The sequence below is a fragment of the Paenibacillus radicis (ex Gao et al. 2016) genome (genome assembly GCF_014641555.1).
Taxonomy (GTDB): Bacteria; Bacillota; Bacilli; order Paenibacillales; family Paenibacillaceae; genus Pristimantibacillus; species Pristimantibacillus radicis.
Window position 1 is genome coordinate 574651 of record NZ_BMHY01000001.1, and the last position, 12555, is coordinate 587205.

The 12555-nt window shown below is 49.5% G+C and carries 11 protein-coding genes; 7 read left to right on the forward strand and 4 right to left on the reverse strand.

Annotated features, from left to right (window positions below):
• Positions 1 to 81: 81 nt before the first annotated feature.
• Together IEX98_RS02380 and IEX98_RS02385 are read left to right on the forward strand one after the other, a co-directional pair.
• Positions 82 to 507, forward strand: coding sequence for a PH domain-containing protein (locus IEX98_RS02380; protein WP_188887329.1), 426 nt, complete (start codon positions 82 to 84; stop codon positions 505 to 507).
• A gap of 448 nt (positions 508 to 955) precedes the next feature.
• Complete coding sequence (locus tag IEX98_RS02385; protein ID WP_188887330.1) at positions 956 to 2335, forward strand: Glu/Leu/Phe/Val family dehydrogenase; 1380 nt, start codon at positions 956 to 958, stop codon at positions 2333 to 2335.
• Positions 2336 to 2424: 89 nt separating this feature from the next.
• Here the strand turns inward: IEX98_RS02385 and IEX98_RS02390 are convergent, their stop codons facing one another.
• Positions 2425 to 3483 (reverse strand): hypothetical protein, encoded by a 1059-nt coding sequence (locus IEX98_RS02390; RefSeq protein ID WP_188887331.1) that lies wholly within the window; start codon positions 3481 to 3483, stop codon positions 2425 to 2427.
• Positions 3484 to 3670: 187 nt separating this feature from the next.
• Positions 3671 to 4294 (reverse strand): TetR/AcrR family transcriptional regulator, encoded by a 624-nt coding sequence (locus IEX98_RS02395; RefSeq protein WP_188887332.1) that lies wholly within the window; start codon positions 4292 to 4294, stop codon positions 3671 to 3673.
• Between the two features lie 224 nt (positions 4295 to 4518).
• On the opposite strand from IEX98_RS02395, the gene IEX98_RS02400 reads away from it, so the two are divergent.
• From IEX98_RS02400 to IEX98_RS02410, 3 genes are all read left to right on the forward strand, one after another.
• Positions 4519 to 5277, forward strand: coding sequence for an SDR family oxidoreductase (locus IEX98_RS02400; RefSeq protein WP_188887333.1), 759 nt, complete (start codon positions 4519 to 4521; stop codon positions 5275 to 5277).
• 281 nt (positions 5278 to 5558) lie between these two features.
• Complete coding sequence (locus IEX98_RS02405; RefSeq protein WP_188887939.1) at positions 5559 to 6674, forward strand: LLM class flavin-dependent oxidoreductase; 1116 nt, start codon at positions 5559 to 5561, stop codon at positions 6672 to 6674.
• A 147-nt stretch (positions 6675 to 6821) separates the two neighbouring features.
• Positions 6822 to 8003, forward strand: coding sequence for a M20 metallopeptidase family protein (locus IEX98_RS02410; protein WP_188887334.1), 1182 nt, complete (start codon positions 6822 to 6824; stop codon positions 8001 to 8003).
• Between the two features lie 49 nt (positions 8004 to 8052).
• Here IEX98_RS02410 and IEX98_RS02415 read toward each other — a convergent pair whose 3' ends face one another.
• Positions 8053 to 8943: a helix-turn-helix transcriptional regulator gene (locus tag IEX98_RS02415; RefSeq protein ID WP_188887335.1), complete on the reverse strand. Its 891-nt coding sequence runs from the start codon at positions 8941 to 8943 to the stop codon at positions 8053 to 8055.
• Positions 8944 to 9064: 121 nt separating this feature from the next.
• Here IEX98_RS02415 and IEX98_RS02420 point away from each other — a divergent pair, with 121 nt between their 5' ends.
• A complete protein-coding gene (locus tag IEX98_RS02420) occupies positions 9065 to 9955 on the forward strand; it encodes a sugar phosphate isomerase/epimerase family protein (protein ID WP_188887336.1) in 891 nt (296 codons plus the stop codon).
• Between the two features lie 18 nt (positions 9956 to 9973).
• Positions 9974 to 11017 carry a Gfo/Idh/MocA family protein gene (locus IEX98_RS02425; protein ID WP_188887337.1) on the forward strand — a complete coding sequence of 348 codons (1044 nt, stop codon included), beginning with the start codon at positions 9974 to 9976 and terminating at the stop codon, positions 11015 to 11017.
• A 510-nt stretch (positions 11018 to 11527) separates the two neighbouring features.
• On the opposite strand, the gene IEX98_RS02430 is transcribed toward IEX98_RS02425, so the two are convergent.
• On the reverse strand, positions 11528 to 12469 hold the full coding sequence (locus IEX98_RS02430) for a ribose-phosphate diphosphokinase (protein WP_188887338.1): 942 nt from the start codon (positions 12467 to 12469) through the stop codon (positions 11528 to 11530).
• Positions 12470 to 12555 lie beyond the last annotated feature (86 nt).

A 12555-nucleotide genomic window follows, 5' to 3' on the forward strand; every position in this document is an offset into this window, starting at 1 on the left:
AGATGTGGAATCCGTGCAGTTGTGGTTTGATGATAAGGATCTTCGAGATCGCCAATATTAAATAAAGTATGAGGTGATTGCGTGAAGTTTGTTCCACGGCGTGATTTATGGCTTAGTATCGTGATCTGGGCAAGTGCGATCTTACTTCTGGCAAGTGGTGTGACCCCTTTATTTGTGACAGGAGCAGGCATTATTGGAGGAAGCATTATATTCCTGGTCAGTTTTGCGCTCTCCTTTTTATTGCTATGGGTATGGTACAAGATCTATTATGTCTTGGATGATAGCGGATTGTTTATCCGGAACGCACCGTTCAGCAGAAAGATACCGTATGAGAATATTGTGAATGTGAAGCCGGTCAAATCATGGTTATCCAGTGCAGCAACATCGAGCCGCAGACTTGAAGTCTATTACGGGAATTATGATTCGATTCATATTTCGCCGCTGGAAGAGGAACGGTTTCTGAACGAGCTGCTGCGGAGATGTCCGCAACTGAAGAGCCTTTATTGAACTGACGAGATGGGCGTGCTTATGCATTTCTAGCGTGTAATATCGAATAATACGCAGGTAACAGCTGGTTGGCGGCAAGGTCTGGTGGCTTTAGCTGTCCAAATGAGAATTAGCGAAGCGGGTTCGTTATATAAAGAAGCTGGCTTCACTAATTGTAGAAGCGAGAGGGCGGGCTGCAGGAATAGCGAAGTAAAATTCGTTATTGGTGAATGTAGGTTCATGAACAGCGAAATTTAGTTCGCTAATGGAAAAAGATCTTCAAAGGCAGGCGAGTGCAGCGAAAGCCGGTTCGCTAAATAGCGAAGCTGCTTCGTAAAAAGCCCAATAAGACTTCTTGCTGCCCGCACTTATTTGACTATTCAGTCATTTTATGATGAACTGGTACTATCATCCAAGATGATGCGCTACTTCTTTTTCCGCCATAACGACTAACGATGAGGTGACAGACATGACCAAGCAAACATCCCATATTATTGAGAGCTCCTTGCTGGATCTGCTGGAGGAGGAGCATTTTCTGCCGGATTTGCAGGAAGAGAAACGTGTGAAAGCTTTCAACTCGTTGAAGGCGATTCTATCGACCCCTAATAAAATACAAAAATCATTTTTGAGAGTTGCGCTCGAAAATGGAGAAGTCGTACGTATTCCGGCTTACCGGACGCAGCACAACGACACGCTTGGCCCTTATAAAGGCGGCATTCGCTTTCATGAGTCGGTTAACGAGGAGGAAGTGATCAACCTCGCGGCGCTGATGACGCTTAAGAATGCACTGCATGAGGTGCCATTTGGCGGCGGCAAAGGCGGCGTTGCGATCAATCCCCGTAACTATACGACGAAAGAGCTGTATCAAATTTGCAAAAAATACGTTCAGTATTTCAGCGATATTTTAGGGCCGGACAAGGATATTGCAGCACCTGATGTCGGTACGGGGCAGAGGGAAATGGACTGGATGATGAGCGAGTACAAAAGCATTCATCCCGGCAAGCCTTATCTCGGCAGCTTTACTGGCAAAAGCGTACTGAACGGCGGCTCTCTCGGCCGTCAGGAAGCAACGGGGAAAGGCGTTTATTTCTCGCTGCGCTACTTGCTGCATGATTATATCCGGGAAAGCCATCAATTGAACGCGGAATCCCGCTATTTTAATAGAGCGCAGCAGCTGGCGGCAGCGACGCAGCCGCTTACGATTGCTATACAAGGCTTTGGCAACGTAGGCTCTATTGCCGCGCTCGAAGCTTATCAGTGCAGCTTTATGAACAACAAAATCGTTGCCGTCAGCGATCGCAACGTCACACTATATCGGGCCGACGGCTTGAATATCCCGGCACTTATTCATTTCGCCAAGGGTAATAAAGGCGACCTTCCGCGCAATCCGGAGGAGCTTGCAGCTGCTGGCGTCGACGCGATGGTAATGGAGCGGGAAGCGGTCCTTTATCTTGATCTGGACGTTCTGATTCTCGCTGCGCTGGAGGATCAGATTCGGGACGATAATGTGGGTCAGGTGAAGGCGAAGCTGGTCGTCGAAGGCGCAAATGCTCCGATTACGGGCGAAGCCGATGCTATTTTGTCACAGATGGGCACGATCGTCATCCCTGATATTTTAGCGAATGCAGGCGGGGTTATCGTCTCTTACTTCGAGTGGCTGCAAGGCCGCGAGACGTTGTTCTATGGCGAGGACGAAGTGTTCGAGCTGCTGCTGAATAAGATGAAAAAGACGATGAACGCAGTGTTTCCTGCATTTTTCCGGACACAAAAGCCGCTTCGTCAAATTTGCTACAGCCATGCTGTCATGAAGTTGTCGACGAATTTGTATATTCAAGGAAAGCTTTACTGATAGGGAAGCAAGTTCAATCTAACGAAGAGGCTGTCGTGACGATGTATTCACGGCAGCCTTTATTTATATGGCAGAATGACTGAACACACTTAGGCCCGAGCGGCCAATCTTCCTTTGAAAAACAGCTCGGAAGGCTCGGTATGATCCATTTCGCCGCCTAAAATCCGTTTAACATCTTCAAGTGTTTCATAGAGCGTCAACCATTCGCCCGGCACGTTAGTATAGGGTTCTGAGACATAAAAAGGCTGTGCGAGATAAGCTTCAAGCCTTTCTCCTTTGTTGTAGAGCAGCAAATCCGGGGCGGAAATTTTGTCAAAGCCTTGGGCGGTTACAAGTGATCTTAGCTCTTTATACCGGCGAAGCAGCTTCCGTGCACGTTGTTGTGTGGCAAGATGCACAGCGTCTAGATAGGGGCCTTCCAGGACTGTAGAGATGGATGCGAGCGGATCGATTGCCGGGTAAATGCTGCGGCCTATTAAGTCGGCGTCAAACTTCCAGAGCGTATCGAGAGGTCCATATGCGCCTTCTTCGTCAATAACCTCGCACTTCGTATCGACAAGCGCTATCGTAATCGGCCGGGCCCCAACTTCTTTAAGGCTCTCGCGCAAGGATAATAACTCACCAGACAGTACTTTGCTGCGATCAACCCCGATTACAATATCTTTCTCCTCTCGAAGTTCCACAATTTGTTTATGAATGTCTTCTTTCGACGAGCAGATAAATTCAGATTGCTCCTGAACATGGTTAATGCCCGGGGTATCCGAATGCGGATCCCAAAAAACAGTAGCAAATCCCCGTTTCTTCAAACGCAGCATCAGCTCTGCTAACAACACCAACTGTCCCATGTTTGGCCGGGCTACAAAACCAACCGTCCCCCCGCGTACAACCGGAGCAAATAAATCCAAAGCTTTAATGCCTGTCTCGATCATCCGCAATCCACTCCCTCTAATAATGAGTTCATCAAGACTACATCCTGCCAGAGAAGCAAGGGCAACTAAAGTTTTTACTTCGGCTCTGCCGATAGGTATTTTTCCTGTACATAGGTTTGAGACAGTTGCTGCTCTCAGACCGGCTTCCCGGGCGGCCGTAGTAAGATTAGGGACGCGGCGTCGCAGAAGCGGTACATTAAGCTGTAATTCTTCATCCATTATTCAGCACCTCCTTACTTCTTATAGTAATTTATTTTACTCTATAGCGCAATCATTGTTTTGGAAAAGATAAACAAAATGCTGCTGTCGTCTGCAATCGGATTAATGTTCAGAAATCCATTGCATTCGAAATAAACATAAAGAACCCTCGCCCTTTCTAATAGGCGGGGGTTTCTGTGATACGTGTCTATTTGTCGATAGCTGAACCGCGTTTCGCTACGACTGTAGTAGGGCGTGCTCTCAGAATGAGCACAAGCTGTTCGGCCATATAGGCCGGAGTTTGCTTGAAGCCTTCTTGTATCCAGTGAAAGGTCAGCCCCAGCAATGCATGCATCTGATACACGACGAGCAGCTCATGGTCGAGCATGTGATCGCCGACTACGTGCAGCTGCGGGATGAGATCCTCGATGCTCGTTTGTTTGAGCGCGTGAAACATTTTTTCCCGGAAGCCGGGCATCACCTTCTGATCAACCATCAGGGCGTAAACCTCGGCATTGGCATAGATGTGGTCGAATAATGTGACGGCCGATGCGGGAAAACGCTCCAGCTCAAAGGACGCTACTTCTTCATAGGGCTTTCGAAAGCTTTCAATGAGTCCGCTCAGCAGATCGTGGATAATATCCTCAAGCAGAGCTTCTTTATGTTCATAATGTGCGTAAAAGGTACCGCGGTTGAAATCTGCATGCTTCACAATTTCCGTCGTGGAAATGGAAGCAAAATCCTTTTGCCGCATCAATTCCAGCAAGGATTGTTTAAGAGCCGCTTTGCTGCGGAGTATTCGTTTATCCGGTTTATGGGACGCTTCCGTCATCCTTCCATCCCTTCCATCACTTTTTTTCGTACAATTTAGTCTTTATTGTTCATTAATCGTACAGTAAGCGCTTTTTTGCTGATTGTTCGGTTTTTGGGGAATCGTTATACTTAGGGTGTACAGACGATTGTACTTTAACGTACAGTTGTTGATCTACTTCAAGTATAGCACTTTAGTACATTTAACAGGAATGAAACAATAAAAGAGACCGGGAGGCTGGACAAATGAGACTGGAATCCAAAGTAGCGGTAATTACCGGCGCAGGTTCGGGCATGGGCAAGGAAATCGCTTTGTTGTTTGCAAAAGAGGGCGCTAAGATCGTCGTTTCCGATCTGAACGAGCAGTCTGCACAAGCGACAGCAGCTGAGATTACGGAGAACAAAGGGGATGCCATCGCTGTTATATCCAACGTGGCGGTTGAAGCTGACGTTCAGAAGATGATTGATACAGCGGTAGAAAAATTCGGTACTGTTGATATATTGATTAACAATGCAGGCATTATGGACAATATGGTTCCGGTTCATGAGCTGACCGACGAGCTGTGGGAGCGCGTCATTGCTGTCAATACGACTGGCCCAATGCGTGCCATTCGTAAGACACTTCCGATTTTTATGGAAAAAGGTAAAGGGACCATCGTCAATATCGCATCGGTTGGCGGCTTGTTTGGTGCCCGTGCAGGAGCGGCCTATACTTCGGCAAAACATGGCGTTGTAGGTTTGACGAAAAACGTCGGCTACCAGTATGCAAAACTAGGCATCCGATGTAATGCGATTGCTCCGGGCGGAGTTAATACGAACATTGGTATGGGCAGCGGAGTACCTAATGAGTTTGGACTGGACAAGTCCATGGCGGGTATGGGCGTTATGCCAAGAATGGGCGAGCCTTCTGAGATCGCTAAAGTGGCACTGTTTCTTGCCTCCGACGAATCGAGCTTCGTCAATGGCACGGTCGTTACTGCCGATGCGGGCTGGACATCTTATTAATCACTGTAAAATACTGAAATAGATAGGTAATAGAGGTTGGCCGGACATTCCGGTCAGCCTTTTTTAATACAATAATTCAGAGTGATCGAATGGACTGCTTATACAAGGGCTAACAAATTTATGACTAGTATGTCCCATTCATTGTGCCGCTTGTTGTCAAGATTGACATATGCCAATTACTTAATTATAATTACTTACAATAAGTAACTGATATTCATTCTCGTGAATAGATGCATATGATAAGCTGTACAACGGCAACAGGAGGAAGTCACCACGTGAACATGGAATATGAAACCGGAAAACCGGATAATGGAACATCTAAGAAAGCAGTCATTCGTGCAGAGGAGAGTGCCCCTTTCGAGTTTGGCATTTATACGCTGGGTGATTTATCGCCGAACCCGTTAACGGGTCAGTCCGCAACTGCAAAGCAGCGCATTCGCGAAGTGATTGATGCGGCTGTATTGGCTGATGAAGCAGGAATTGATGTGTTTGGCGTAGGGGAGCATCACCGGCTGGACTTTGCACTGTCATCGCCGCCCGTGCTGCTGGCAGCTATAGCGCAAGCGACGAAACAAATACGGCTGACGAGTGCTACTACTATACTGGGCACAGCAGATCCGGTAAGAGTGTTTGAAGATTTTGCGACGCTGGATTTGATTTCGGACGGTCGCGCTGAGATGATCGCAGGCCGTGGTGCCTATATCGAATCCTTTCCGCTGTTCGGGTATGAGCTGGACAGCTACGCCCAATTGTTTCTGGAGAAAATTAAATTGTTCTTGGAGCTCAATGACAAGGAGCGCATGACATGGAGCGGCCAGTTCCGCACCCCGCTGAATGATGCGGAAATTGCACCTAGACCGGTGCAGCCGAAGCTGCCCGTATGGATTGGCGTTGGCGGTACGCCGGCAAGCGCAGCGCTCGCAGGACAGCTGGGAACTGGAATGGCGCTTGCCATACTGGGCGGTAATCCGGCGGACTTCCAGCATCTTGTCGAGGTTTACCGGCAAGCGGGCTTGGATGCCGGCCATCAGCCTGGCGGTTTAAGTGTTGGCATTACTGGACATTGTTATATTGCAGAGGACTCCAAGCAGGCTAGAGATGAATTTTATCCGCACTATTCTTATTATTTCTCGCAATTTATGGGTAAACCAAAGCCAAGCAGAGAGCAATTCGAGCAGATGACAGGCCCGCAGACCGCTCTAGCCGTCGGAAGTCCGGATGAAATCGTGGAAAAAATACTGATGCAGCATGAACTGTTCGGTCATAGCCGGTTTATGGCGCAATTTGATATCGGCGGTGTGCCTTATGCGAAGATTGCAACGGCAATCGAGCTGCTTGCCGGAAAAGTTGCCCCGGCTGTTCGAAAAGCTTTGAAGACGAGCACAAATCAAGTATAAATCGTTGTCCTATGACAGCGACGCAGTAATAGTAAGCAGAAAAGAGCTTCCGTCAATGGAATGCTCTTTTCTGCTTTTTGCTTGCATATATCCAAGCGGAATACTATGCTATTTATTAAATAGATCAAATAGGAGAGGGGCGAGTCCATGCCTTTATTAGAAAAATTGCATCCTGCATTGGAGAACGGACATCCTGACGTCGTACAATGGCGCCGATATTTGCATCAGCATCCGGAGCTATCGTTCCAGGAGCAGCATACTCCCTTATTTATTGCAGAAAAGCTTCGTTCATACGGTATCGAGGTGCGGGAAGCGGTAGGCGGAAAAGGAGTGGTCGGCACGCTGAAGGGCGGACTGCCGGGCTTGACGATCGGACTGCGCGCTGATTTCGATGCATTGCCGATTCAGGATGAGAAAGATACCGAATACCGGTCTACTGTTGACGGCGTTATGCACGCTTGTGGTCATGATGGACATACGGCGGCATTGCTCGGAACGGCGCGCGTGCTAAGCGGCATTCGTGAGCAGCTGCATGGAACCGTCGTCTTTCTGTTCCAGCATGCGGAGGAGAAGCCGCCGGGAGGCGCCAAGTTTATGATCGAGGACGGCTGCCTGGATGGCGTCGATTATGTGTACGGAGCCCACTTGGCTACAGATATGCCAGTCGGCAAAGCGGGCCTGTGCGAAGGGTATATGATGGCAGCTGTTGATGCTTTCGAGATTCGAATTATCGGCAAAGGCGGTCATGGCGCGCGACCGGAGCAGACGGTTGACGCGATCGTCATCGGCAGTGAATTGGTCGGCAAGCTGCAGCAGATCGTCAGCCGGCGGATTAGCCCGATGAAGCAGGCTGTCGTGAGCGTTGGTGTTTTTCAGGCCGGGAATGCGTTTAATGTCATTGCGAGCGAAGCGAGAATCGAAGGAACAGTGCGCTCATTCGATGCAGCCATTCGTAAGCAGATTGAGGCAGAAATCCGGTTAATCGTACAAGGGCTATGCGAAGCTTCTCATTGCCAGTATGAGCTGCATTATTTGAACGGGTACCCCGCACTGTTCAATCCGAGGGAGCAAACGGCGCTCATGCGCAAGCTGATTGAGGAAACGAATGGAGACGACGCTTTCGTTGAAGCGGAGGCGGCTATGGGGGCCGAGGATTTTGCGTATTATTTGCTGGAGCGGCCAGGCGCTTATTTTCGCGTAGGGGCACACAATGATAGCGAGCATACGAAATACCCGCATCATCATCCGAAGTTCGACTTTGACGAGCAGGCGCTGTTTGAGACGCAAAAGCTGTTTCTGGCCATTATCGGACATTATTTGATCAAATAAAAGAGAAGCTGCACCTTTCATCATTCCGATGGGGTGCAGCTTTTTTTAGCTAGCTTTGCTTTCGGTATTGGCTGGGTGTAAGGCCTTTATATTGCTTGAACAGCTTTGTGAAGTAGTTCGGGTTGTCGCAGCCGACAAGGCCGGCAATTTCCGTAACGCTCAGATCGGCTTTCTGGAGCAGCCGGGCCGCTTCACTGACACGGCAGTCATTGACGTATTCAACAAACGTCCGTCCTGTCAGCTTTTTAAATGTCTTGCAAAAATGATACGGATTCAGACTTACCCGCTGTGCCGCCTGCTCGATGGACATTGATTCTGCGAAATGCTCTTCGATATGGGCAAGCAAAGGCTTGAATCGCTCCCGGTTCAATGAATGATCTTTGACTGGGGCATTGTCCGCATTTTGCTGCCAATAGTGACGGGACAGCTTCGCAAACAGCAGATAAAGCTCGGTTTTCACAATCAACTGATAGCCGGGCTCCTTGGAACTATATTCGGCAATGATTTGATCCAGCAGAGCGTCAAATCCGGCAAATGCGGGCAAATGTTGGTCCAGCTGCACGGGAAAACGAAAACGGTTCTCCAGAAAGGGGGCTACATATTTCATATGAACAGGATCCTGAGCCCAATCTTTGAACAGCAAAGCGTTGAATACGATGGCTGCATACTTGATCTCGCCCCCGCTGGAGCAATAGCCGACATGCAGTCCCCCGGCAGGAACGAGCAGCACATCGCCCGCCGACACCTCATAGGGCACGCTGTCGATGTGGAAAATCGCCTCTCCGCGCTGCATGACGATAATTTCAAAATGCTCATGCCAATGCAAATACAATATATTTTGGCCGGGGACAGCCTGCTCGCTACCGTTCAAGAAGAGCTGGAACGGCAGGTTCTTCTCTTCCAGACGAGTAATTTCATGAAGCTCCTTCGGATAGCTCATTATTCATTCACCCCACAAGATCAGACTATTATTGCACAAGATAAGAAGAGAAAAGAAGGAACTGCCGCATTATAATGAAGTTGATCTTACTACTATAAGACAATATTGGAGTGATCGACAAGTGAATCAGCATCAGCCTTTGCGAATTGGAACGTTAGTCGGGGGCGGCGACGCCGTTCGTGTTATACCACAAATTGTTAAGCATGGTTTTGAATCGTTCAGCCTGACATTCTGGCAGACGACAGGAAATACAGATTTGGTTGAGACAGCTAAGCGTGTTCGCGAGCTTGCAGATGAACACGGTTTCATTATTTCGACGGTTGGCATCTTTGGCAATCCGTTGACCGGAGCAGGCGATAACGCCGATACGTTAGCGAGCTGGGAGCGGCTGATCGACCACGCCCATTTGTTCGGAGCAGATATCGTTTCCGGTTTCACGGGAAGGGTACCGGGTTCCATTGACGAATCGCTGCCAAGGTTTGCCGAGGTGTTCGGCGAGCTGGCGCGCCGCGCGGAGGATAAAGGCTTGCGCATCGCCTTCGAGAACTGTGATATGGGCGGAAACTGGAACGGCGGCGATTGGAATATCGCGCATAACCCGACTGCATGGGAGCGGATGTTCAATGCGGTTCCGGCAGACAATATCGGACTGGAATGGGAGCCTTGCCATCAGATGGTGTCGCTGATTGATCCGATCCCGCAGCTGCGTAAATGGGTTGATAAAGTGTTTCATGTTCATGGCAAGGACGCTACAATCGCATGGGATGTCGTTAAGGAGTACGGCATTCATGGGCCGAAGGATTTCGTCTGGCACCGGACGCCGGGCTTTGGCGATACGAACTGGTCCGACGTTATTACGATTCTGAGGCAAGCAGGCTACAAGGGGACGATTGATATCGAGGGCTGGCATGATCCGGTTTATCGGGATGAGCTGGAGATGACAGGGCAAGTACATGGTTTAAACTATTTGAAACGGTGCCGGGGTGGAGATTTTATCCCAAATCCGCAATAGAAGAGGGGGAGAATCAGTATGGAGCAGAAATACAGAGTCGTCGTCGTCGGCTGCGGAGGCATGGCCAATTCATGGGTGGAGTATGCGAAAAAACGTCCCGATACGGAGATTGTCGCCCTCGTCGATATTAAAGAAGAGTTTGCCCAAGCGATGGCGGATCGGCAGGAACTCTCCTGTCCGCTCTTCACGGATGTGGAGCAGGCCGTTCAAGCGACGAACGCCAATCTCGTGTTCGACGTGACGATACCGGCTAGTCATTATGCCGTCAGCTCTGCCGCAATGAAGTTGGGCTGCGATGTGTTTGGCGAGAAGCCGCTCGCCGAAACGATGGAACAGTGCAACCAATTGGTAGCGTTAGCCGATAGCACCGGAAGCCGGCATGCCATCATGCAAAACCGCCGCTACGATCCTGGCATTCGCGCGCTTCGCGAGCTGATCGAAGCCGGCAGCATCGGCAAGCCCGGTTATATTGGCGCAGACTTTTTCCTCGCCCCGCATTTTGGCGGCTTCCGCGACGCAATGGACAGCCCGCTTTTGCTCGATATGGCGATTCATACATTCGACCAAGCGCGGCTTATTGTCGGAGCCGACCCGGTATCGGTCTATTGTCAGGAGTTTAATCCGGCCGGTTCCTGGTATGCCGGCAACGCTGCAGCGATCTGCATTTTCGAAATGTCGGACGGCTCGGTGTTCTGTTACCGCGGTTCCTGGTGTGCAGAAGGTGCGCCAACGACATGGGAAGCATCCTGGCGAATCACCGGGGAGAAGGGCACAGCAATATGGGATGGTGCAAGCGCTCCGCATGCCGAAGTCATTGCACCGGGCGATCAGACCGGCAAGTTTATGAATTCGTATGAAGCCATCTCAACTGAACTCAAAACGTACCCCAACACCTTCCACCACGGCTGCCTGGATGAAATGTTTCTCTCACTGGAGGAGGGGCGCCCCGCTGAGACGAACAGCCGGGACAACCGCCTAAGTATGGCAATGGTGCTCGCTTCTCTAGAGAGCGCCAAGCAAGGCCGTAAAATCAGCATCGCCGATTTTATCGGCGCTGAATAGATAGCAACTGCACCGATTAGAATGAGCAAAAGGCTGCCGGGATGTTCTCGGGAGCCTTTTGGTGCATCGACATACGGACGCGTGCTGTGCTCAAAATGTAAAAGTACATTTTGATGCGCCTCAAAAGTGCCCAAAACAGCTATCAAAATGCAAAAGTGCAGTTGAAATCGTCCATTTCAGCCTTTTCGAGGCTATTTTGATCAATCAACCTGTACATTTACATTTTGAAGCGCTAAATCTCCTATAAACTGGGATACAACCTGCAGTATTACATTTTGATTTAAGCAGCTTGCCCTGCAAGGTTATTTGGAGTGTTTAAGTTCGTCGCAGTTAGGGTGAGCGGAGCGATTTGAGTTCAGGCTGCCATTTCGCAAGTTTCTATCCATTTATCATCGCGATAGTGATGGGACAATGGAATCAAGAACGGCAGCATGAACCAAAACGCGCAGCGACCCCGGGGCTTAAGGTGAACATAAAAAAGCGCTGGCAGCTAGCTGCCAACGCTTTTTCCTACGTAATGTGCTTGAACAAATGGTCAATCGAGCCGCCATTGTTAATAATCCGGATCGCATTGCCAAGCAGGCATGCCATCGGCAGCACGATAAACTTATCCGGATGCTCGTCCGGAAGGGCGATCGTATCCGTAATAACAACCTCGCGAATATTCGGATGGTTCAGCTTCTCCAGCGCGTTCTGCGAGAACAGGCCGTGCGTGGCGGCAATATAAGCGTCATTCGCTCCGCGTTTCTTCAAGGCCTCGACAACGTTGACAATGGTGCCGCCGGTATCGATCAAATCTTCAATAATAATCGGCGTCATACCTTCAACCTCGCCGATAATATGCGTAATTTCCGTCTGGTTATGGGCGGGTCTGTTTTTGATCATGATCGCAAACGGACAGTCCAGATAGTCGGCCAGCTTTTCTGCCATAGAAGCTCGTCCCGCATCGGGAGATACGACCACAGGGTTCTGGATTTTTTTGTTTTTCAAATAGTCGGTAATGATATCAAGAGCCGTGAGATGATCCACCGGAATTTGGAAAAAGCCCTGAATAGCGTCAGCGTGCAAATCGACTGCAATAATCCGGTTGGCGCCAACTGTCGTAACGATGTCGGCAACCAGCTTGGCGGAAATCGGCTCGCGAGGAGCGGATTTTCTCTCTTGCCGGGCGTAGCCGTAGTAAGGCATGACGATATTGATTGTTTTGGCCGATGCCCGTTTCGCGGCGTCGATCATGACGAGCAGCTCGACTAAATTTTCATTTACCGGATGGGACAACGATTGAACGATAAAAACATGGTAATTACGAAGCGATTCCTGATAGGCGAGATGGATTTCTCCGCTCTGCAAGCGGGTGATATCAACTTGCCCCAGCGGTACGCCTAGTTCTGCACAAAGCTGCTCAGCGAGCGGTCTGTTCGAGGAACCGGAAAAAATTTTCACCTTTTGCATAACGAGCCTCCATAAGCAGCTTCATGATGAATAACACATCCCATGAGGCTGTAATCACTCTCCATTATACCCTTAGTTGACGGATA

Excerpts from the sequence above, each read along its gene's own strand:
- IEX98_RS02400 (WP_188887333.1), top strand. The coding sequence starts at position 4,519 with ATGAGACTGGAATCCAAAGTAGCGGTAATTACCGGCGCAGGTTCGGGC.
- IEX98_RS02405 (WP_188887939.1), top strand. The coding sequence starts at position 5,559 with ATGGAATATGAAACCGGAAAACCGGATAATGGAACATCTAAGAAAGCA.
- IEX98_RS02390 (WP_188887331.1), bottom strand. The coding sequence starts at position 3,483 with ATGGATGAAGAATTACAGCTTAATGTACCGCTTCTGCGACGCCGCGTC.
- IEX98_RS02415 (WP_188887335.1), bottom strand. The coding sequence starts at position 8,943 with ATGAGCTATCCGAAGGAGCTTCATGAAATTACTCGTCTGGAAGAGAAG.
- IEX98_RS02385 (WP_188887330.1), top strand. The coding sequence starts at position 956 with ATGACCAAGCAAACATCCCATATTATTGAGAGCTCCTTGCTGGATCTG.
- IEX98_RS02425 (WP_188887337.1), top strand. The coding sequence starts at position 9,974 with ATGGAGCAGAAATACAGAGTCGTCGTCGTCGGCTGCGGAGGCATGGCC.
- IEX98_RS02430 (WP_188887338.1), bottom strand. The coding sequence starts at position 12,469 with ATGCAAAAGGTGAAAATTTTTTCCGGTTCCTCGAACAGACCGCTCGCT.
- IEX98_RS02410 (WP_188887334.1), top strand. The coding sequence starts at position 6,822 with ATGCCTTTATTAGAAAAATTGCATCCTGCATTGGAGAACGGACATCCT.
- IEX98_RS02395 (WP_188887332.1), bottom strand. The coding sequence starts at position 4,294 with ATGACGGAAGCGTCCCATAAACCGGATAAACGAATACTCCGCAGCAAA.